The organism is Nitratidesulfovibrio termitidis HI1 (assembly GCF_000504305.1).
Classification (GTDB): Bacteria; Desulfobacterota; Desulfovibrionia; order Desulfovibrionales; family Desulfovibrionaceae; genus Cupidesulfovibrio; species Cupidesulfovibrio termitidis.
This window is the reverse complement of sequence record NZ_KI632512.1, coordinates 3,247,868-3,269,715: the sequence shown is the minus strand read 5'-3', so window position 1 is coordinate 3,269,715 and position 21,848 is coordinate 3,247,868. Positions and strand designations below refer to the sequence as shown.

Below are 21,848 nucleotides of genomic sequence, written 5' to 3'. Positions count from 1 at the left end.
GCGCCGAGAGCAAGGAAGACGCGGCAAACGCGCAAGGGCGTTTGTCCCGGCGCGCAACACGTGCGCAAGGACAAGGAAAACCGCTTTTTTGCGGAGGGAGTGTACTCTTCTCGTACTTGACCGGAGCAAAAAAACGGTTTGACGCCGTCATTGCCCACGGAGTGCGCGCCCGGACAAACGCCCTCAGGGGCAGCCCATGCGGTCACAGAGGTCGCGCAAGGCCGCCACCACCACCTGCGACCGGCTCATGTTCCAGTCGGCGGCCACGGCATCCAGCTTGTCCTTTTCCTGCTCGGTCATGGTCAGGGTTACCTTGACCACGCGGCGCGGCTCCAGGCGCACAGGCACCATGAACAGGGCGGCCCCTGCGGGCGGGGTTGCGGGCAGCCGGTCCGGCGGGGTGGGTTCGGGCAGGGTTTCGCCACGGGCCAGCAGGCCGCGCACGTATTCGGCCAGAGTCTCCTCGGCCATGCCGTAGGCTTCGCACAGGGTGTCGGCCCCCATGTCGCCGGGAGCGGCGTCGGGAAAATCGGGAAAGTCCACGGCGAAACCGTCATCGCCAAGGGGAGTCAGCACGGCGCAATACAACATTCCAACCTCCGACCGGGGTATCCGCGCATGTTCGCGGATTGTGCTTTTGATCATGTGGCGCTGGCACGCCGGATTCCCGTGCCCAGGGGCATGCTCCGGCGGTGCCTGCTCGCTCACCCAAAATATTCGGGGCGACGCAATCAAACTTCAATTCGTCCGGTTCCGCAACGCACCCCTCCCCTGCGCAACCGCTGTCCATGATCAAAACGCCATGGAATACGCGGCAGCGCGGGCGGCTGCGGAAAATTCCTACTTTCTGCCGGGCACGGTCAGTACCCGTTCGCCCTCGGCATCGCCGGGGCCGCGCACCGTAAAGCGCACGTCCTGTCCGGCGGCCACGGCTGCCGCACCTGCCTCGTGCAGCACGCGCATGGAGTCCACCGGGCGGTCGCCCACCCGCAGGATGAGGTCGCCGGGGCGAAACCCGGCGCGCTCGGCCACGGAGCCGGGCTCCACCTGCTGCACGCGTGCGCCGTCCGCTTCCTGCTGCAGCAACAGGCCCAGCCGGGGCCGCGCGGGGCCGCCCATACCGGGCACGGCGGTTCCGGGCATGCCGGGCATGGGGCGCGGCGGTTCCGGCTCGGCCCGGCACACCCAGAAGATGTCGGCCTGCGCCGCATCGGGCGGGGTGTCGTCCGGCCCGGAAGCAGAGGTGACGGGGGCGGCAGGAGTGACAGGAACGGCAGCAGTCCTTGCGGACGCACCACCGGGCACGCTCTTGGCGTCGGCCACCGGAGGTTTGGCATCCGCATCCGGCGCGATGCGCCACGGCATCACCAGCAGCACGCGGGCGTCCGGGTCCAGCAGACGGATGCGCCGGGCGATGCCCCAGCCGAATTCCACATGCCCGCCGCCCGCCAGAATGACCACGGGGCCGCCGTGGGCCACGCGCACCCGCACGGCCTGATGGGCCATGGCCGAGTCCCACAGCGACTGCACCAGCAGGAAACGCTCGAGGGCCTCGTCGCTGTCGACCGGGGTGGGGGATTGCTGGGCGGATGGAATGGTATCCGGGGTCACAGGGGCGGCAGGTTCCGCCGGAATCGCCTGCACAGTGGATGGCGGCGCGACAGGCTGCTGCCCGGTCTGGGGCTGCCCGGCCTGGGGCTGCTGCCCCTGCGGTGCGGTTTGCCCGGCGCCGCCGTCGCGCGCCGCCCGCATGGCCGCGTGCTCGCGGAAGATGGCGGCCAGCGTGGCGCGCTGCTCCGGCGCGGGCGCGATGATGGACGGCGGCAGCCAGACCCGGTCGGCCTCGGCCACGGATTCCAGCCCGCCCCGGCTCACCTGGCGCACCACGCGCTGCGGCGCGTTCAGGCCGTGCACGGGCAGGCGCGCCCAATCGCCCACGGCAAACACGGGCCTGTACAGTTCGAAGTCGTAGCCCCAGGTCTTCGGCCAGTCCAGGGTCGCGGAAAGCTTGTCCAGCGGGGTGGCGCCCCGCGAAAATTCGTCCAGCGCGGGCTGCCCGTCGCGGGGCACCATTTCAAGGCCGATGGCAGGGCGCGCGCCTTCCGCCAGCAGGGCGGTGATGAACGCGGCCTGCGCCCGGTGGTCGCACGCGCTGGTGTGCGATTCACCCAGCAGAATATAGTCGTGTTGCAGGGCCTGCCGGGCGGCGTCCGCCGGGGCCACGGTGCGGATTTCGCCGGTCGCGGACACCGAAACCAGCGTGCCGTCGGGCAGGCGGGGCGTGGTGATGCCCATGCGCGCGGCCCCCTGCGTGGTCGCTGTCGGGGACGCAGTCGGGGTCGCCGATGCGGCAACGCGCTCGCGCCCCGCGCCGCCGCTGTCGGACGGCCGCGCCGCAGCGCAGCCGCCCGCAAGCAGCACGAGCAGAAGCAGGGGCACGCAGGGCAGGAAAATTCCCGCCCCGCGTCCGCTCATATGCCGGGTTCCGGCTAGTCCCATACCCGCTTGTCCTCGATGGGACGGATCTGCGGGGGCAGGGTGCCGGGCGCAAGGATCTTCAGTTCCGGGCGCAGCTTGATCTTCTCGCGGAACTGGTGGAGCAGTTCGTCCTCGCGCTTGAAGTTGCTGGCCTCGATGAACAGGGTCATCTCGTCGATGCCGCCGGGGTTGGTGACCTCGATCTGCCAGCGCTTGATTTCCTCGAAGCGCGACATGACCTGTTCCACCTGGTGCGGGTACACGAACATGCCCTTGATGCGCGCGGTGGTGTCCACGCGGCCCACGATGGAGCCAAGGCGCGGGCTGGTACGGCCGCAGGGGCAGGGCGAACGGTCGATGTAGGACAGGTCGCCGGTGGCCAGACGGATCAGCGGGTAGGTCTTGTTGAAGGCCGTGACCACGATTTCGCCCACTTCGCCGTCCTTCAGCGGAATGCCGGTGTCCGGATGGCAGATTTCCACGTAGCAGCGGTTGGCGATGTGCAGGCCGGTCTTGTGGAAGCATTCGTAGCCGATGCAGCCCACGTCCGCCGTGCCGTAGCCCTGGCGCATGATGAGGTCGAACTTCTTCTCAAGCTGCGCGCGCAGCTTTTCGGAGAATTTTTCGCCGGTGACAAAGCCCACTTCAAGGAACAGGTCCTTGCGCAGGTTCATGCCCTTTTCCTCGGCCTTCTGGGCAAGGTGCAGCAGGTAGCTGGGCGTGCCCACATAGCCGGACACGCGCAGCTTGGACATGATCTCGAGCTGCGTGGCCGCGTTGCCGGGGCCAGCGGGCACCACGGCGCAGCCAAGGTTGCGCAGGGGTTCCTCGAACATCAGGCCCGCCGGGGCGAGATGGTAGTTGAAGGTGATCTGGGCCACGTCGCCGGGGCGGAAGCCCACGGAATAGAAGGCCTCGGTGTAGCCCCAGTAGTCGTCGGCGCGGTCTTCGGGGTCGAAGATGGGGCCGGGCGACAGGAACACGCGCTTCAGCTCGCCAAGATCCTTGGTCAACAGCCCGCCAAGGCGCGGCCCCATGGACTGGAGGAAGATGAGTTCCTTCTTCTTGAGGATGGGAATGTGCTTGAGGTCCGTGAGGGTCTTGAACTTCTCCACGTTGAACTGGGCGCGGTCGAAGCGCTTCTTCACGTCCTCGGAATAGCGGTAGGCGTAGGAAAGCAGGTCTTTCAGCTGGATGAGGTAGTATTGCCTGCGTTCGCTCTCGTCGAGCACTTCGCGGCGGCTGTAGATGCCTTCGGTACGGTCCTTGCGGGTCATGCGGTGGGCTCCTTGGTATCGTGGCGTGCGGTGCGTGCGGCCCCCGGAACAGGAACGCGACGCCCGATGGATTTGCAGAGTCGGGCCATAGCCCGCACACTACAGGTTGGCAAGGATATTTTTTTATTTCGTTTTATATCGGCGTAATGCAAGATTATTCACATGTTGATAGCGCCTGTGGATAACCTGCCCTTCGCGGCAGCCTGGCGAAAGGTGCAGCATTGCGACAGGTTACCGATGAGTGGCCGACAAGCCGCCGGGTGCTGACCCGGAATGCCGTCGATAATCCCTGCAATTGCAGCACCATGACGTCCTTTCCGGCATCCACCGCGAATGTGACCCCGGTCACGGCGGGGGCATCTGGCTTTGGATAGCTTGCACACTGACGATGCGGCGTTGCGGACTGTCCGCCAGCCCTTTTCCCACACACTTCTGCCCTGCGACCATCCCATGAACTACTTCCGCAAGATGTGCGGTTGCGGCCGCGACGGTTGCCGCCCCGGCCTGCTGGGCCTGCTGCCCAAACCCGATGTTTCCGAAACCCTGTGGTCGTTCATCGGCGCGCTGTGCGGCATCGGCGTGGTGGCCTGGATGTGCGACCGGGTGGCCTCGCCGGGCGACGGCTTCGTGCTCATCGGCTCGTTCGGGGCATCGGCGGTGCTGGCCTACGGGGCGCCGGGTGCACCCTTGTCGCAGCCACGCAACCTGCTGGGCGGGCATGTGCTCTCCGCGTTGGTGGGGGTGTTCGTGGCGCGCAATCTGGGCGTGCCGGGCGCGGGGGGGCAGGCCCTCTCCACCGCATGGCTGGCCCCTGCCGTGGCCGTGGCGGCAGCCATCGCCCTGATGCACCTTACCGACACCCTGCACCCGCCGGGCGGGGCCACGGCGCTGATCGCCGTAACCGGCAGCCCGCAAATCCAGGCGCTGGGCTACAAGTACGCCGTGGTGCCCGTGGCCGCCGGTGCCGCCGCCCTGCTGGTGGTGGCCCTGCTGGTGAACAACATTCCGCGCGGGCGGCGCTATCCCAGACACTGGTGGTAACTGGTGGGGACCGGGGAGAGAAAGTGGAGAACAGGCGGGACTGGTGGTAACTGGTGGTGACGGGGCGCACGGTTGCCACGGCGGTGCGGGCGGGCTAGATTCGTCCGGAGCCGATGGCGCGATGCGGCCCACCCAAAACATACCTCATGGCCGCGCCAGCCCCACGCCGCAGGAGCCCCATGGAACACCCCGCCCCGTGCCCCAACGCCGATTCCCCTGACCCCGCTCATCACCACATCCATCCGCTGACGGGTCGTGTGGCCCTGGTCACCGGCGGCGCGCAGGGAATCGGGCGCGGCATCGTGGAGCATCTGCTGGCCTGCGGCATGCGCGTGGCCGCCATGGATGCCGACGCCGAGGCGCTGGCCGGACTGACCGCCGAATTGGCCCCCGAACCGGTTGCCGACAACGCCCCGTCGCCCCCCGCACATCCGGATGCTCCGGCATCCTCATCGCCTCCAAACGCCCCGGCAGCATTCCCTTCCCTGCTGGCCCTGCACGGCAGCGTGGCCGAACAGGCCGACGCGGACCGCTGCGTGGCCGCCACGGTGGCCCGCTTCGGCGGCCTGCACCTGCTGGTCAACAACGCGGGCATCGCCAATCCCCACTCCGGACAGGTGGACGACATGGACATGGACCGCTGGCAGCGCGTGCTGGACGTGAACCTGACCGGCCCCATGCGCATGGTGCGCGCCGCCGTGTCCCACCTGCGGGCCGCGCGCGGGGCTGTGGTGAACATCGCCTCCACCCGCGCCGTGCAGTCGGAACCGCACACCGAGGCTTACGCCGCGTCCAAGGGCGGGCTGGTCGCCCTGACGCACGCACTGGCCGTGAGCCTTGGCCCCGAGGTGCGGGTGAACTGCATCTCGCCGGGCTGGATAGAGGTACGTCACCTGCGCAAGACAGCCCAGCGCGAAACGCCGATGCATACGGATGCCGACCGCGCCCAGCACCCCGTGGGCCGCGTGGGCACGGTACGCGACGTGGCCGCGCTGGTGGCCTTTCTGGCCGGGGATGACGCCGGGTTCGTCACCGGGCAGAACTGGCTGGTGGACGGCGGCATGACCCGCCGGATGATCTACGAGGAGTAACGCCAGATGTACGTCGGCCTGCATACCGCAAGCCTGCCGCAGGTACTGGCGGAAGCCCGCCAGCGCATCGTGCTGCACATGGCCCTGTACGCCGAGTTCGGGCGCATGCCCGCGCTGGCGGAAGCCCTGCGCACCGCGCTGGCCCAGCCCACCTTCCGCCGCCTGCAGATGATCACCGTGCCGCTTGCGTCCCGCCGGGGCTGGGTGGACGAATTCCTGCACGCCCTGCGCCCGGACCTGACGGCAGTGCAGATGGAGCACGAATTCGCCGCCTCGCGCGATTTCATCGTGCGGCTGGCCGCCCGGCACGAGGGGCTGGTGGAGGTGTACGAAACAAACGCCCTGCCCTGCGCGCCGTGCGTCATCGTGGACGACCGCATCCTGTTCGGCCACTACGCGCACAGCCCGGTGCCCATGGAACAGGGCTTCTGGTTCAGCGTGGCCGCCCCCATGGACGAACTGTTCGCCTGGGCCGAGGCGGGCGTGCTGCCGCGCGACGCCACCCCCCGGCACCGGGCGGCCTTCCGCTTCGTGTGCGACTGCCGCAACGCCATGCGCCAGGCCAAGCGCATGCTGCTGTAGGAACGGGAGGGACTCCTTTTCAGACGGCCTTGCGCGGCGCCCGCCCACAGAATATACCACGCTAATGGACAAGGTAAGCGTGGAAAAGCGCAGTTGGACAATGGCTCAGGTAAAAGGGCGTAATACGGGACCGGAAAAGGCCGTACGCTCTCTGCTCCACCAAATGGGCTACCGCTTTCGGCTCCACCGGGCAGACCTTCCCGGCAAACCGGATATCGTTTTGCCCAAATACCATACTGCTGTTTTTGTGCACGGCTGCTACTGGCATCGCCACCCCGGCTGCGCAAGGGCGAGCACACCTGCCACCAATGTTACGTACTGGAACCATAAGTTTGCGCGTAATGTGGCTCGGGACATGCAAAGCAAAACGGCGCTGGAAAACCTTGGCTGGCATGCCCTGATCGTGTGGGAATGTGAGTTGAAAAACTTGCAAGGCCTCCGTGCCCGTCTCCATGAATATTTTACCGCCCTCAATTGCGCGTGAAACCCATGAGTTTAGCTTACCAAGCCCTGCAATACAGTCTCTCGTACTCTACATCGTCCCAGCCAGAGGCAGACGTTCGCCCTTCTTTCCTGGAGTTCTTTGCCGGGAGCGGGTTGGTCAGTCACGCCTTGGCACGGCATTTCAGGGGAGTATGGGCCAACGACATTTGCCCCAAAAAGGCTGCTGTCTTCTGGTCCAACCATGAAGGCGCACCCTTTGACCTTTGTTCCATAGCGGATGTGAGCGGCAAGAGGCTGCCTCCAGCTGTTCTCTCTTGGGCCAGCTTTCCCTGCCAGGACTTATCTCTTGCCGGAAATGGCGAGGGCATAAGAGCCAAACGCAGTGGACTTGTGTGGGAATGGCTACGCGTTATGGATGAAATGCGCCTCCGTCCGCCTCTGTTGGCAGCGGAAAACGTGGTGGGCCTCGTTGCCTCCGATGAAGGCGCCCATTACCGGGAACTGCACAAGGCACTGGCAGAACGCGGCTACAACGTCGGCGCGCTATTGCTGGACGCTGTCCAATGGCTGCCCCAATCTCGCCCGCGAGTATTTGTCGTCGCCATTGACGCCCGTGTGCGCATTCCCAAGGAACTTTCGGCTGCAAAGCCCACGTGGGCGCATTCATCGGCTATTCAAAGGGCTGCGACCGGCCTCGAGAACTGGATATGGTGGAATCTGCCGAAGCCAGGCCCACGTGCGCAGACACTTTCCGAGATCGTGGATTTTTCGCTTCCCTGCCAGGATGCAACAACCTGTAAAAAAAATCTGGCACTGATTCCCCCTGCCCATATGCAACGACTACTGGAAAGCAGACTTGCCGTGGTTCCCGGCTACAAACGTATTCGCAACAAAAAGCAGGTTCTTGAACTGCGCTTCGATGATATCGCAGGATGCTTGCGTACACCGGCAGGCGGCAGCAGTCGCCAGTATCTTGTGATCAGGCATGGGACAGGATGGAGAACACGCATCCTCAGCCCACGCGAAGCAGCCCGACTAATGGGCGCGCCGGAAACTTTCAAGCTCCCTGGCACGTTCAACGATGGATACAGGGCCATGGGTGACGCGGTAGCTGCTCCTGTTGCCGCGCACTTGGCAACGCACCTTCTTTCTCCTCTTGCGGCGGCTTGCAATGACCACACTTGAAAAACGCCTAATAGCATTTCGTGATGAAAATTCCCTGAAAAGCAAAGGCCAACTGGCCGTCATGCTGCATATCACGCGATTAGCCATCGAAAGCGGACTCCCCATTGATCCGGAAGCATTACGAACCGACAAAGAAGGCCAAGTTAAAGGGCTGGGGAAATCCCGCGTGCAGAATATCTTAAGGGACCATGGCATCACTCGCGTACTTGCCGAGGAAGGAGGACGCACAAGCCGAGGCAGTCTGGGCGCCGCTGCAGGGTATGCATTTTTCTTGAACGCGCTGCACAGAGAGGCGAAGGACGATTTACCCGCCATTGAAAAATGGTGGATTTCCCGTGTCCAAGACTATTTTACCGGCAAGCCTTTCGTACTTAAGTTCGATTCGAGCAAGTCTTTGCGCTCCATTGTAGGCGATCTCCTTGCCCAAGCCATGAAGCGTCAAAAAGACAATCCCGGCACGACGTATGCCGGGACCGTCTTGCAACACCTTGTAGGTGCAAAGCTCGACCTGATTCTGCCTGAAGGAAAGCGACTGCGGCATCATGGCGCCAACGTTGCGGACGGACCAACAGCTAGGACTGGTGACTTTGTGCTTGATGACGTGGTGATTCATGTCACCACAGCGCCGAGTGAAGGATTGATACGCAAATGCAAAGCCAACATTGAGGCCAGCCTTCGTCCAATAATTGTCACTGTTGCAGAAAGTCGCGCTGGAGTGGAATCCATCGCCAAAGGATTTGAGATTGACGGGCGCATTGACGTCATAGAGGTCGAACAGTTTATCGCCACGAATATTTTGGAATGGAGTAAATTCACTGAAAAATCCCAACGGTTAGAAGTTGAACGACTTATCTCAAAATACAATGAAATTGTGTATATGGTTGAAACGGATCCTTCCCTGACAATACAAATAGGGGCCACCTAGGCCAACCGGTCTCAATGCTCATTTCCACGGTCATACCGAAAGATGAAGGGAGATTTGAATCTGAACTCCCTGTTAGTAACCATGTGTTCTTCAATCTCCCGCCCCCGTCCGGCAGAAAAATCATCCCCGCGCCAAAAAGTGCTTGCCAAGCCCACCCATTTTGCCTATTCAGGTTCTCCGCGACGCCGAGGTAGCTCAGTTGGTAGAGCAGGGGACTGAAAATCCCCGTGTCGGGAGTTCAATTCTCTCCCTCGGCACCACGCAGACAGCAAAGGGTTGGAACACATGTTCCAACCCTTTTTTGCGTTTGTCGATCAGGACGAACCCGATACGCAGTCGCCTGCTGACGGACGGACATTTGAAGGACATTTGTCGGACAAGCCATCCGCCATCGATAGGCTCGCCGCCTGTACCGAACTGAATTCAAAACGGCCGTAGCCTCCCGGCGCATGCAAAAGCCCCCGTTCCTTGCGGAGCGGGGGCTTCGTCGTCTTGGAGCATCGGGGGGTCGGCGCCGTTGCCGCGCCCCATGCCGAACGTGCTAGTCGGTGACGATCATGACGTTGGAGGCCTTGACCATGGCCTTCACGTCCGAGCCCTTCTTGAGGCCCATGTCTTCCACCGAACGCTTGGTGATGATGGATACCACTTCGATGCCGGGGGCCACTTCGATGATCACTTCCGAGTTGACGGCACCGACGGTGATTTCCTTGACCTTGCCGGGGATCAGGTTGCGAGCGCTGACTTTCATGATGGTTCTCCTGTCATGACTGAGCATGGCTGTGCGTTGATATGCAATTTCCTGCGTGAACGGTTCGCCGCAGGGGAATTCATGCGTACAAGATAACACCTGTGAAGAGTCATGCAAAATAAAATTATCGTGACCGTTGCTTGTCCTGAAAATTCGTGACTGTTTCTGCGTTTTACGATGTCTATTGTACATCCACCGCCCCCCTTATGAAAGCGCCAGCGCAGACATTGGCGGAAATATCATGCTCCCCCCGCTCCGGGCTGATCACACGCGGTTTCTTGCCGACGTGGTCCGCGCCATCCGGATTGTGAAGCAGTCCCCTGGGGCGCCACTCCTGCTTGTGCGGACGGTCCGGCCCCGGCTGCTGCCCCGACATACCGCCGCAACCATCCTGCCCCGTAATCACGGCGTTCGCCCCGCTGCCCGCATCACAAACGGCAACTCACTAACTACTCTGCATGAAACATCATTGCAGAAGGTAACCACTCCTTGTCCGTCCTGTCGTTGACATGATTTTTCCACTCTGGCATTCGAAGTAGCACACTTCATTTTTTTTTATTCGAAATACACATTCAAATTCCGGAGAACGACATGCCGACCCGGTCGCCGTCCGTTGCCGTCCATTTCCCGCGCCACTGGCTGCGGGCGCTTCTTTTGCCCATGTTCGCCGTTCTCATGCTGTTCACCGTGACGCTGGCGGGCGGCCTGGCCGCGCCCGGCGCCGCGCACGCCGCCGACACCCCGGCGGATACCCTGCGCTACTCCTGGCCCTCCAACGTGGGCGAGCTGAACCCGCACAAGTATTCGCCCAACCAGATGTTCGCCCAGGGCATGGTCTACGAGCCACTGGTCAAGTACGCCAAGGGCGGCGCCATCGAACCCTGGCTGGCCGAAAGCTGGACCGTGTCGCCCGACGGCAAGGCGTACACCTTCACGCTGCGCAAGGGCGTGACCTTTTCCGACGGTACGCCCTTCGATGCCAGGGCCGTGCGCATGAACTTCGAAACGGTGCTGGCCAACCGCGCCCGGCACGACTGGCTGGAACTGGTGGCCCAGATCGACAAGGTGGAAACGCCCGACGCCCGCACCGTGCGCCTGGTGCTGAAGAACGCCTACTACCCCGCCCTTCAGGAACTGGCGCTGATCCGCCCCGTGCGCTTCCTGTCGCCATCGGCGTTTCCCGCATCCGGCAACACCAACGACGGCATCAAGGCCCCCATCGGCACCGGCCCGTGGAAACTGGTGGAAACCCGCAAGGGTGAATACGACGTGCTGGAGCGCAACGACGCCTACTGGGGCAAAAAGCCCGCCATCAAGCGCATCGTGGTCCGGGTCATTCCGGACCCCAACACCCGGCTGGTGGCCCTGCAGGCGGGCGAGCTGGACCTGGTCTTCGGCGGCGGCGGACACGGCGGCGGGCAGATCAGCCTGGAAGCCTTCGACGCCCTGAAGAAAGGCGGCACGTATGCCATCTACCTTTCGCCGCCGCAGGCCAGCCGGGTCATCGCGCTGAACAGCAAAAGCGGCCCCACCGCCGACATCGCCGTGCGCAAGGCCATCCTGCACGCCATCGACAAGGACGCCATGGTCAAGGGCATCTTCCTGAACGCGGAGGCGCGCGCCGACGCCCTGTTCCCGCCCACGTCCCCCTACTGCGACCTGAAGCTGCCCCCCTACGCCCACGACACCGCCAGGGCGGAAGCCCTGCTGGACGGGGCGGGCTGGAAACGCACTAATCCCCAGGACCCCAAGGGCCCGCGCATGAAGGACGGCAAGCCGCTGTCCGTGGACCTGTGCTTCGTGGGCAACGACGTCCTGCAAAAGGCCATCGCCGAATTCCTGCAATCTGAACTGGCCCGCGTTGGCGTGCAGGCCAACCTGATCGGCGAGGAAGAAGACGCCATCGGCGAACGCCAGAAGAGCGGCGCGTTCGGCATGGTCTTCGGCGACACCTGGGGCGCGCCCTACGACCCGCATTCCTTCGTCAGCGGCATGCGCGTGCCCACCCACGCCGACTACCAGGCCCAGATCGGCCTGCCCATGAAGGCCGACATCGACGCCAGGATCGGCAAGGTGCTGCTGACCACCGACGAAACCACGCGCCAGAACCTGTACCGCGACATCCTGACCACCCTGCACGATCAGGCCGTGTACCTGCCGCTGACCTACCAGACCAGCATGGTGGTGCACACCGCCCGCGTGGACGGGGTTCACTTTGGCGCCATGGACACGGAAATCCCCTTCGAGGACATGCGCCTGAAATAGGGCGAGGAACGGGAGGGCGGCCACGCGCCGCCTTCCCTTTTTCCGCCCCCCATCCCCACAGCCCCCAGCCCCGGAAACCACGCATGCCCGCCTACATACTGAAACGCCTCGCCGCGCTCATCCCCCTGCTGCTGCTGGTCTCGGTGGTGGTCTTCCTGCTGCTGCGCGCAGCACAGGGCGACCCGGCCATGGCCTACCTGCGCCTGTCACGCATCCCCCCCACCGACGAGGCCCTGACCACCGCCCGCCGCATGCTGGAACTGGACCTGCCCCTGTGGGAACAGTACGCCCGCTGGCTGGCCCGCGCCGTCACAGGCGACTTCGGCAAATCCTACGTCACGGGCCGCCCGGTGCTGGGCGAGGTGCTGCACTACCTGCCCGCCACCCTGCAACTGGCCGGGGCGGCCCTGCTGCTCACCCTGGCCGTCAGCATCCCCCTGGGGGTCGGCGCGGCCCTGCACCGCGACCGACCGCTGGACAACGCGGCCCGCGCCCTGTCCTTCACCAGCGTGTCCCTGCCCAATTTCTGGCTGGGCTTCCTGCTGGTGTGGCTGTTCGCGGTCAAGCTGGGCTGGCTGCCCGCGCTGGGGCGCGGCGGTCTCGAACATCTGGTGCTGCCCGCCGTCACCCTGTCGCTGATGCCCATGGGCATCAACACCCGGCTCATCCGCACCAGCCTGCTGGAAAACATGCACGCCCGGCACATCATGTACGCACGGGCACGCGGCATTTCCGAGCGCGGCGTGGTGTGGCGGCACATGTTCAAGAATTCGCTGATCCCGGTGCTGACATCCCTCGGCATGCACGTGGGCGAACTGCTGGGCGGCGCGGTGATCGTGGAAACGGTGTTCGCCTGGCCGGGCGTGGGCCGCTACGCGGTATCCGCCGTGTACAACCGCGACTATCCCATCCTGCAATGCTTCATGCTGCTGATGACGGCCATCTTCGTGCTGTGCAATCTGGCCGTGGACATCCTGTACGCGTGGGCCGACCCGCGCATCCGGCTGGGGGAGGACCGCGCATGACCAGCCGTACCGATCGTATTGGCCATACCGGCCACACCGATCTCACTGGCCACACTGACCGCACCAGTCCGGCCCCCCTCGCCACCTACACGCCCTTCACCGTGCCTGCCCCCGCGACCGTGTCCGACGCGCCCCCGGGCAACACCCTGCTGCGCCAGTTGCTGTCGCGGCCCACGGCCCTGGCCGCGCTGGCCCTGCTGTGCATCATCCTGTCCATGGCCGTGTTTGCCCCGTACCTTTCTCCTCGCCATCCTGCTGACGTGGACATCACCCGCAAGTTCGAGGCCCCCAGCCTGGAAGAACCCCTTGGCACCGACCACCTCGGCCGCAGCGTGCTGGCCCGGCTGTGCCACGGCACGCGGGTTTCGCTGTTCGCCGTGGGGGCCATCCTGACCTGCATCGTGGCCGTGGGGCTGACGGCGGGGTGCGTGGCGGGCTACGCGGGGGGCCGGGTGGATGGCCTGCTCATGCGCGCCTGCGACGTATTCATGACCTTTCCCACCTTCATCCTGGCGCTGTTCCTGGTGGGGGTGCTGGGCTCGGGGCTGACCAACGTGGTCATTGCCGTGGCCTGCACCCACTGGGCCTGGTACGCGCGGTTCGCGCGCGGGCTGGTGCTGGGGCTGAAACAGCGCGAATACGTGCTGGCCGCGCGCGCTGCGGGCACCCGCCCGGCGCGGCTGGTGCTGCGGCACATCCTGCCGCCGGTGCTGGCCCAGCTGCTGGTCATGGCCGGGCTGGACGTGGGCCACATGCTGCTGCACGTCTCCGGCCTGTCCTTCCTGGGTCTTGGGGTGCGCCCACCGACGCCGGAATGGGGAGTGATGATCGGCGATGCGCGCGAATACATCGGCGCGCATCCGGAACAATTGCTGTACCCCGGCCTGATGATCTTCGTGACGGTGATGGCCTTCAACCTGCTGGGCGATGCCCTGCGCGACGCGCTGGACCCCGCCGCCGCGCGCGAGACGGAACGGGATGCGGCCTGCGGGGCGCACGGCCCCGATGGTACTTATGGGTTGGACGGACTGGACGGGCCAAACGAAATGGGCGAACCGGACGAACCGGACGAACAGGATGAACGGGGTGCGGCAGGCCACGAAGACGACAGCCCTGCGGACTTCCACGGGGTACGCGCAGGTGCGCGCGAGGGGGCGGCATGAGCCACATGACAGCTTCGCAGACCGATTCCACGCACGGTCCCGACCCCGCTTCCGCCCTTGAGCCCGCACTGGTGGTGCGCGGGCTGGAACTGCGCCGCGCCGTCCGTCCCGGCGATGCGGCAATCGGCAGCATTGAATCCGTTCCTCCCTTGGCCGCCCCCCCGCTTGTAGGCCCCGTGGACCTGACCGTGGAACGCGGCCAGGTGGTCTGCCTGGTTGGCCCCAGCGGGTGCGGCAAATCGCTGACCTGCATGTCCCTGCTGGGCATGTTGCCCGACGGCGTGACCCGCACGGCGGGCGCCATCCGCGTGCATGGCCAGACCGTGGACGGACAGGGCGCGTCCGGCCCGCCGACGGAACGTCTGCGCCTGCTGCGCGGGCGCGGGGCCGCCTACGTGCTGCAAAACCCGGCCAGTTGCTTCGACCCGGTGTTCACCATCGGCGCGCATTTCCAGGAAACCCTGGCCGCGCACCGGCCCGCCGGAAGCAGCAACGCCCCCCGGGCCGACTGGCGCACGGCGGCTTGTGCCGCCCTGCGCGAGGTGGGGTTTGACGATGCGCAGGCCATCCTGCGCCACTATCCGTTCCAGATGAGCGGCGGCATGCTCCAGCGGGTGATGATCGCCCTGGCCCTGGTGCTGGACGTGCCCCTGCTCATCGCCGACGAACCCACCACCGACCTCGACCTGCCCTCGCAGGCCCGCGTGCTGGACCTTCTGGACCAGGTGCGGCGCACCCGCAACATGGCCATCCTGCTGGTGACGCACGACCTCAGCGTGGCGGCCCGCATGGCCCACCGCATGGCCGTCATGCGCCATGGCCGGGTGGTGGAACAGGGCGACGTGCGCGATCTGTTCGCCGCGCCGCGCCATCCGTACACCCGCGCCCTGCTGGCCGCGCACCACCGGCTGTACGGCCTGTGCCCACCGCATGGGGATGTCGCCGTGCCGCGGCATCCCGCCACGTCTCCCGCCGCCGGAGGCCGCCCATGAAGGACACCGCCATGCACCCCATGAACGACACCACATCCGACGCCCCTACCCCCCAGTCCGCAACAACGCAGCACGACGCCCCGCCCCTGCTGGAACTGCGCGGGGTAACCCGCAGCTACCGCACCGGCGGGTGGTTTTCCCCGCGCCAGGAGCGGCAGGTGTTGCGCGGGGTGGACCTGACCGTGCGCGAAGGCGGCTGCACCGGCGTTGTCGGCCCCAGCGGCGCAGGCAAGAGCACCCTGTGCCGCATCGCCCTGGGACTGGAACAACCCGATGGCGGGGTAGTGCGTTTCATGGGACGCACCTGGGGTCGGGACGTGCGCCACGGACTCGGCAAGGACCGCCGCCACATTCAGGTGGTCTTCCAGAACTCGGTGAACGCGGTGAACCCGCGCCTGACCGTGGAGCGCATCATCGGCGAGCCGCTGGAGAACTTCACCACGCTGAACCGCCGCCAGCGCCGCGCCCGCGCCGGTGAACTGCTGGAACAGGTGCACCTTTCCCCGTCCCTGCTGGACCGGCTGCCCCATCGCCTGAGCGGCGGGCAGTTGCAGCGGGTGTGCATTGCCCGCGCGCTGGCCCCCCGACCCCGGCTGATTCTGCTGGATGAAGCCCTGAGCAGCCTGGACATGCTGGTGCAGGCCCGCGTGCTGGACCTGCTGACCGAACTGCGCCGCGCCACAGGCACCGCCTACCTGTTCGTGACCCACGACGTGCGCCTGGTGCCGCTGTTCTGCGACGAAGCCGCCGTGCTTACCGAAGGCCGGGTGGCCCCGGTGGACATGCACGCCCGCGACCAGGCCAGCGCACAACAGGCCCCGCATCTGTTGCACCCGCATCAGGCGGACTCGCATCAGGCGGACTCGCATCAGGCGGACTCGCAGCAGGCAGCCGCACACCAGGCGGCATATGACGCGTTGCGCGCGGCCATCCTGCCCGCCATGCCCGCAAGCGTACCCAGGTAGCCCCCCACTCCGGGGCGATAACCACCTTACCAGTCGCCCCCTACTCCCGTTACCCCCGAACCCTCAGGCTCACCTGAGGGTTTTTTTTCATTTTTCGGCCTCCGAGAATCCATGTGATTACAGCTTATTGTTCAAGCGCTCACTCTACACGGGCAACCGCTGGCGCAATAATGATATTTACAATCATGGCAATTCAAGAGATACGGCGCTAAGATTCTCGCCCGTTTTTTTGCGTTATCGTCATTACGCCAACAACGAGACAAAGAAATGAGTATTGACGTTGAGCTACGCAGGTATCTGCACCACATGCCGGGCATCGGCGAATACCGCAGTTCGCTGAGCTCGCTGTCCAAATGGTGGACCCGCGTTTCGCTGACCGGCAAGATCAACAGCCTGTCCGTGGCCGCCACCCTGCTCGACTCCATGGACGATGCCCAACGCAAGTTCCAGGAATTGCAGGAACGGCTTATCGACAGCCTGGCCCGCGAGAACACCCGCAAGGTGGCGCTGGAGTTGGGGGGCATGGCCCAGGTGGCCGTGGACATCGTGGTGCGCAACCTGTTCGAACGCACGGCGGACGTGGGCTTTCTGGCCACAGACGGGGTGCTGGTGGACTTTCTGGCCGCCACCGCCCGCCAAGGCGATGCCGAGGTCTGCGTGACTGGCCCGAGCGAAGATGCAGGTGTGCTCGAAGATGCGGACGCGGACAGAAATGCGGACCCAGCCCAAAAGGCACACGCGGACAACGGCGCTGCCGGCTCCGACATGGCAACGGATGACGCCTGCGCCGCCGTGCGCCGCCGCCTGCGCGACTACCGCGACAAGTACACCGTGTACGACGAGATCCTCGTGCTCGATACACAGGGCAGGGTGCGCGCCCAGCTTGACGAATCCGCCCCGGTGCGCGCCTCGTCCGATCCGCTGGTGGCCGCCACCCTGGCGGAAGACGGCTACCTGGAAACCTTCCGCCCGTCCGACCTGTGCCCCGGCAAGCCCGTGGCCCACATCTTCTCACACCGCATCCTGCACCCGGAAACGGGCCGCCCGCTGGGCGTGCTGTGCCTGTGCTTCCGCTTCGAAAACGAGATGGAGGGCATCTTCCGCAAGCTGGTCAGCGGCAGGCAGGGCGTTGTGCTGTGCCTTACCGACGACGCGGGCACGGTCATCGCCTCCAGCGCCCCCGGCGATTTCCGGGTGGGCTCCTGCCTGGGTACGCGGGCGCCCCGCGCGCTGACCTCTCTGGGCAGCGACAGCGGTGAATACCTGGCCCTCAGCGCCCCCACCAACGGCTATCAGGGCTATGCGGGGCTGGGCTGGCGAGGCTGCGCGGCCACCCCGCCGCAGGCCGCCTTTGCCGACAACGGAAACTCCACCTGTACCGCGGGGGGCGCGGACCAGGCCCAGCCCCTGCATCCGCCCGCCCCAAATCGCGGGGATGGCGGGGATGCCGACGCGGGGAACGACACCGCCGAACAGTCGTGCATCTTCTCCGACGACCTGCTGGACATCGCCGCCACGTCGGAAGACGTGAACCAGGACCTGGGCCTGGTGGTCATCAACGGCCAGATCATCGCGGTAAAGCGCAACGCCCAGGAATTCCTGCCGGTGCTCGACGAAATCCGCAAGATCGGCCACAAGACCAAGGACATGTTCGTCAAGTCCATCGACGACCTGTACGCCACGGTCTCCTCGGCGCTGCTGAGCGACCTGCGCTTCAAGGCCGCCCTGGCCTGCGACATCATGGACCGCAACCTGTACGAACGCGCCAACGACTGCCGCTGGTGGGCGCTGACCCCCGCCTTCCGCCACATCCTGGCCCAGGCGGACAATGGGCGGACCGTGCCGCCCGAGACAGACCGGCGGCGCATCACCGGGATACTGCGCTACATCCACGAACTGTACACCGTGTACCACGACCTGTGCGTGTACAACGCCGCCGGGGTGGTGGTGGCCGTTTCCAATCCGGCCAACGAGGGCTGCGTGGGCCGCGACCTGTCAAACCTCGATTTCGTGCGGCAAACCGTGCAATCCATCCGCAACCAGCAGGAATACCGGGTGTCGCCCTTTGCCCCGTCGGACCTGTATGGCGGGCGGCCCACCTACGTCTACAACGCGGCGGTGATGCACCCGGCGGACGAGCGCGCCACGGTGGGGGGCATCGGCATCGTGTTCGACGCCGAGCCGCAGTTCGAGGCCATGCTGGTGGACGCCCTGCCCCGCGACGAGGCCCAGGCCCCCCTGCACGGGGCCTTTGGCCTGTACGTGGACGCGGGCGGCACGGTGGTGTCCTCCACCAGCCCGGACATCCGCCCCGGCCACGTGCTGGCCCTGCCGCCGCAAGCCCTCACCAGCGATCCCACCGGGGTCAGCTGCATCCACGACATGCTGGGGCGGCGCCATGCCCTGGGCGCGGCGCCCTCGTGCGGATACCGCGAGTACAAGAATTCCGGCGACTACGTGAACGACGTCACCGGGGTGCTGGCCGTGCCGGTGTAGCCTCTGGAATGGCAAGGGCGGGGCAGGGCAACAACCCGGCCCGGAACGGCCCAGCCGCACTTGCAATTTGACGCGACGCGGGGCAAGCCTGTGGCGTGACCACGCCCCCCACCCACACAATTTCCCCCATGGCGTCGGGCGGCACCATTGCCGCGCCGAATAGCCCCACCAGCGCATCGAAAGACGCGCCCGCGCGCACCACTTCCGGCCCCCGGTCCGACTCCGGGTCCGGCCCCACCCTCGGCCCCGACCTCGGCCCCGACCTCGGCCCCGACCTCGGCCCTGACATGATCATGGGGCTGGCCGCCGGATACCACGCGGGCGACGTGCGACCATTCCTCGCATCCCTGCGGGCCACCGGTTTCACGGGGCGGTGCGTGCTGTTCACCTCGCCCACCACCCGCGACACCGACCGCATGGCCGCCATGGGCGCGGACATCCAGCCCTTCGAGCGCCCGCCCGCGCTGGCCCACCTGCCCTACAACGCCCTGCGCTACTTCCTGTACCTGGACCTGCTGCGGCAGGCCCCGCGCCCGTATGCCCGCGTCCTGATCACCGACGTGCGCGACGTGATCTTCCAGCGCGATCCGTTCTCCTTCCCGTGGGCCGACGGCCTGAACGTGACCCTGGAAGACGCCCGCATGAGCATCGGCACCTGCCCGTACATGACCCGCTGGGTCACCGGCCACCTGGGCGAGGCGGCCTGGCGGGCGCTGGCCGGGCAGCGCATCTCCTGCTCCGGCACCACCGTGGGCGGCCATGCCGCCATGCTGGACTATCTGGAACGGCTGACCGGGCTGCTGCTGCCGTTCTCGCCCGGGCCGCCGCCACCCCCGCCATCAACACCCGATGGCACGCCCCCACCCCCCACCGGCATGGCCGGGTACGACCAGGGGGTGCACAACCACCTGCTGCACGGCGGGCACCTGCCCCGCGTCACCACGCACGACAATACCGGTCCCATCCTGACCCTGGGCTACAAGGCCATTCCGCCCGGCATCGGCGCACACGGCGATATCCTGAACGACGCGGGCCTGCCCGCCGTCATGGTGCACCAGTACGACCGCATGCCCGAGCTGTTCCGGGCGGTGCGCGCCCGCTACGCCCAAGGTTAAGCCTTCCATTCCCTCACCCCGCACGACGCAAGAACGGCGCGCCCCTTCCGGAGCGCGCCGTTCTTGCTTTCGGTTGCTCCCGCTGTAGGCGGGAATTGCCTACAGCACGTTCTCGGCAGCCGCCGCCTGCAAGGAGCGCACGCACAACCCCACATACGACCGCGCGGCGGACGGCAGTTGCCCGGCCACCGATTCGTAGGCCGCGACCAGGTCGGCCACGTCGGCGGCGCGGGTGGCCCGGTCCACGTCGGCCAGTTCCTGCTCGGTGAACTTGCGCTCCATCTTGTAGTGGTTGCCCCACACGTGCCCCCACGAGGCCTCGGACAGCGGCGCGGCGCGCCCGGCGTCCTGACGGTGCACCACGCGCACCCGGCCGTCGTAGACCACCCGGCCGCCCGCCTTCCACACCTGGATGTCGTGCTCCAGGTCATCCACCTGCGAAGGCGAGAAGCGCAGGTCGAAGTCGGGCACGCCCAGCCGGGCACAGGCCGCCTTGTCCAGCAGGTGGCAGCAGCCCATCACCGAAAGGCACGGGCGACGCTGCCCATACTGACCGAAGTCCATGACCAGCGGGGCGTTGTTGGTGAACCGGATCAGGTGCTTGCCGGTCTTTTCGAAATAGCGGGCCACGTACTGCACCGTGGGCAGGCTGCCGGGGTTCACCCCTTGCGGCCCCACCACCACGGTGCCGGGCATTTCGTCCATGTCCTGCACGTAGCTGCGCAGCCAGGTGTGCGGCAGCAGCACGTCGTCGTCCAGGAAGGCGAACAGTTCCCTGTCGCGCATGGAGTCCAGATGCCACAGCCAGTTGCGGGCGGCGGGCGCACCGATGTTGATGGGCAGCTGGATCAGTTCCACCTGCCGCCCGGCGGCCACCGCGCGCACGCCCGCCTCGAACTCGTCGCGCGAAAACGCCGTGGAGCCGTTGTTGATGAGCGCCACGTGCGCCCCGCCGATGTCCGAATCCAGCAGGCTGGCCAGGGTATCCAGGGTTACCTGCAACTTGTTCCAGGTGTAGAAGCCCACGCCGATGCGCCGCCCCTCCAGCACCGAGGCCGGGGCCTCGGGTCTGCCCATCTGGGCCAGATGGCGCACCAGGAACAACAGGGCGGGTTCGGCGTCCAGCGCCTCCATGTACAGGGCGCGGGCCGTGGAAAGGTCTTCGGCGGCCTCGGCCATGCGGGCGCGCAGCAATATCGTCAGCGGGCACGGCAGCGCCCTGCCCAGCAACTCGTCGCGCAGGGCGGCGTCGCCCGCCGCATGGGCAGCATGGGCCAGCACGCCCGCGCCCGCCGGGGCCGCCGGGGATGCGAGAAAATGCGCGATGCCCGCCGCCGTATGCTCCCACGTGCCCATTTCCCACAGGCGCATCAGGCAGGCGAACACGTCGCCCGGCGCCGTGGCGTCGCGGCACGCGGCCAGCACCGCGTCCGGGTCTGCGGGCAGGTCCCAGGCCCTGCCGAAGGCTTCGTTGGCAGGCACCTGCGGCAGGCCGTCCAGCACGGCGGCGGAGGCCTTCAGCCACGTGGCATAGGCGGGCGACGGCGCGGCCATGGCCCCCAACTGGCCCACCAGCCCGCGCAGCCCCGCGTCCAGCGGGTTCAGCAGCAGGGCCTGGCGCAGCAGCCCGGTGCCGAACAACACCCGCGCCTTCTGCTGCTGCGGGGGCAACCTGTCCAGTTCGCCCAGCAGTTCGTTGGCCCCGGACATGGCGTAACCGGACTGGCTGAGGCCGTGCAGCAGGTGCAGGAACATCCATTTGGCGAGGGGTGTGTCGGTGGCGGGCATGGAACCTCCGGAAGATGTACGGGCGCGGCCCCGTGCGGCGAGGCGTGCTGCGTTGTCCCTACCATATCGGCAGGTACGGGCAAAGCATGACACCCCGGTGCGCTCCGGCGCCTGACCATTGAAGGATGCCCCCCAGGGCATGCTGCCGCAATGTCGGCGGCACGATTCCCCATCGGTCCCCACTATACAAATTCGCAAATCAGACCAGTAACCCCCCATGCATATTGTAAAGATGTGTATCTATTGGTAAGCAATCACTTTCATT

At 66.1% G+C, this 21,848-nt stretch carries 18 protein-coding genes and 1 tRNA gene; 14 read left to right on the top strand and 5 right to left on the bottom strand.

The annotated features are described in order from the left end of the window. Nucleotides 1–183: 183 nt before the first annotated feature. The 3 genes from DESTE_RS13075 to DESTE_RS13065 all read right to left on the bottom strand — a co-directional run bounded on the left by DESTE_RS13075 (nt 184) and on the right by DESTE_RS13065 (nt 3,755). Nucleotides 184–591 (bottom strand): type II toxin-antitoxin system HicB family antitoxin, encoded by a 408-nt coding sequence (locus tag DESTE_RS13075; RefSeq protein ID WP_035068090.1) that lies wholly within the window; start codon nt 589–591, stop codon nt 184–186. A gap of 249 nt (nt 592–840) precedes the next feature. Next, nucleotides 841–2,475 (bottom strand): ChaN family lipoprotein, encoded by a 1,635-nt coding sequence (locus DESTE_RS13070; RefSeq protein ID WP_084559460.1) that lies wholly within the window; start codon nt 2,473–2,475, stop codon nt 841–843. Between the two features lie 14 nt (nt 2,476–2,489). Beyond that, nucleotides 2,490–3,755 (bottom strand): phenylacetate--CoA ligase family protein, encoded by a 1,266-nt coding sequence (locus DESTE_RS13065; protein ID WP_007526208.1) that lies wholly within the window; start codon nt 3,753–3,755, stop codon nt 2,490–2,492. Nucleotides 3,756–4,205: 450 nt separating this feature from the next. On the opposite strand from DESTE_RS13065, the gene DESTE_RS13060 reads away from it, so the two are divergent. From DESTE_RS13060 to DESTE_RS13035, 7 genes are all read left to right on the top strand, one after another. Then, nucleotides 4,206–4,796, top strand: a complete 591-nt coding sequence (locus tag DESTE_RS13060; RefSeq protein ID WP_035068089.1) for an HPP family protein — start codon at nt 4,206–4,208, stop codon at nt 4,794–4,796. Nucleotides 4,797–4,975: 179 nt separating this feature from the next. Continuing rightward, nucleotides 4,976–5,887, top strand: a complete 912-nt coding sequence (locus tag DESTE_RS13055) for an SDR family oxidoreductase (RefSeq protein ID WP_084559459.1) — start codon at nt 4,976–4,978, stop codon at nt 5,885–5,887. 6 nt (nt 5,888–5,893) lie between these two features. Then, nucleotides 5,894–6,469, top strand: a complete 576-nt coding sequence (locus DESTE_RS13050; protein WP_035068087.1) for a hypothetical protein — start codon at nt 5,894–5,896, stop codon at nt 6,467–6,469. A gap of 64 nt (nt 6,470–6,533) precedes the next feature. Next, nucleotides 6,534–6,953 carry a very short patch repair endonuclease gene (locus tag DESTE_RS17685; RefSeq protein ID WP_084559458.1) on the top strand — a complete coding sequence of 140 codons (420 nt, stop codon included), beginning with the start codon at nt 6,534–6,536 and terminating at the stop codon, nt 6,951–6,953. 5 nt (nt 6,954–6,958) lie between these two features. Beyond that, nucleotides 6,959–8,098: a DNA cytosine methyltransferase gene (locus DESTE_RS17680; RefSeq protein WP_084559457.1), complete on the top strand. Its 1,140-nt coding sequence runs from the start codon at nt 6,959–6,961 to the stop codon at nt 8,096–8,098. Then, nucleotides 8,085–9,023 carry a DUF4928 family protein gene (locus DESTE_RS17675; protein ID WP_084559456.1) on the top strand — a complete coding sequence of 313 codons (939 nt, stop codon included), beginning with the start codon at nt 8,085–8,087 and terminating at the stop codon, nt 9,021–9,023. The genes DESTE_RS17680 and DESTE_RS17675 overlap by 14 nt, the downstream gene beginning before the upstream one ends. Before the next feature lie 184 nt (nt 9,024–9,207). Beyond that, nucleotides 9,208–9,283: transfer RNA gene (locus DESTE_RS13035), tRNA-Phe, on the top strand. Between the two features lie 281 nt (nt 9,284–9,564). Here the strand turns inward: DESTE_RS13035 and DESTE_RS13030 are convergent. Beyond that, nucleotides 9,565–9,774, bottom strand: coding sequence for a TOBE domain-containing protein (locus tag DESTE_RS13030; RefSeq protein WP_035068085.1), 210 nt, complete (start codon nt 9,772–9,774; stop codon nt 9,565–9,567). A 591-nt stretch (nt 9,775–10,365) separates the two neighbouring features. Between DESTE_RS13030 and nikA the strand changes: the two genes are divergently transcribed. The 7 genes from nikA to DESTE_RS12995 all read left to right on the top strand — a co-directional run bounded on the left by nikA (nt 10,366) and on the right by DESTE_RS12995 (nt 19,795). Further along, entirely contained in the window at nt 10,366–12,039 is a 1,674-nt protein-coding gene (gene nikA, locus DESTE_RS13025) for a nickel ABC transporter substrate-binding protein (RefSeq protein WP_245590846.1), read from the top strand. Between the two features lie 83 nt (nt 12,040–12,122). Next, nucleotides 12,123–13,064, top strand: coding sequence for a nickel ABC transporter permease subunit NikB (gene nikB, locus DESTE_RS13020; protein WP_035068083.1), 942 nt, complete (start codon nt 12,123–12,125; stop codon nt 13,062–13,064). Beyond that, complete coding sequence (gene nikC, locus DESTE_RS13015) at nt 13,061–14,227, top strand: nickel ABC transporter permease subunit NikC (protein WP_156925362.1); 1,167 nt, start codon at nt 13,061–13,063, stop codon at nt 14,225–14,227. Before nikB ends, nikC begins: the two co-directional genes overlap by 4 nt. Continuing rightward, nucleotides 14,224–15,219, top strand: a complete 996-nt coding sequence (locus DESTE_RS13010) for an ABC transporter ATP-binding protein (RefSeq protein WP_051384461.1) — start codon at nt 14,224–14,226, stop codon at nt 15,217–15,219. Before nikC ends, DESTE_RS13010 begins: the two co-directional genes overlap by 4 nt. Further along, nucleotides 15,216–16,184 carry an ABC transporter ATP-binding protein gene (locus DESTE_RS13005; RefSeq protein ID WP_245590845.1) on the top strand — a complete coding sequence of 323 codons (969 nt, stop codon included), beginning with the start codon at nt 15,216–15,218 and terminating at the stop codon, nt 16,182–16,184. The genes DESTE_RS13010 and DESTE_RS13005 overlap by 4 nt, the downstream gene beginning before the upstream one ends. A gap of 267 nt (nt 16,185–16,451) precedes the next feature. Next, complete coding sequence (locus DESTE_RS13000; RefSeq protein ID WP_035068082.1) at nt 16,452–18,680, top strand: cache domain-containing protein; 2,229 nt, start codon at nt 16,452–16,454, stop codon at nt 18,678–18,680. A gap of 95 nt (nt 18,681–18,775) precedes the next feature. Continuing rightward, the gene (locus DESTE_RS12995; RefSeq protein ID WP_342665709.1) at nt 18,776–19,795 is read left to right on the top strand and encodes a hypothetical protein; all 1,020 of its coding nucleotides are present in this window, start codon (nt 18,776–18,778) and stop codon (nt 19,793–19,795) included. Nucleotides 19,796–19,894: 99 nt separating this feature from the next. Here DESTE_RS12995 and DESTE_RS12990 read toward each other — a convergent pair whose 3' ends face one another. Then, a complete protein-coding gene (locus DESTE_RS12990; protein WP_035068081.1) occupies nt 19,895–21,583 on the bottom strand; it encodes a glycosyltransferase in 1,689 nt (562 codons plus the stop codon). Nucleotides 21,584–21,848 lie beyond the last annotated feature (265 nt).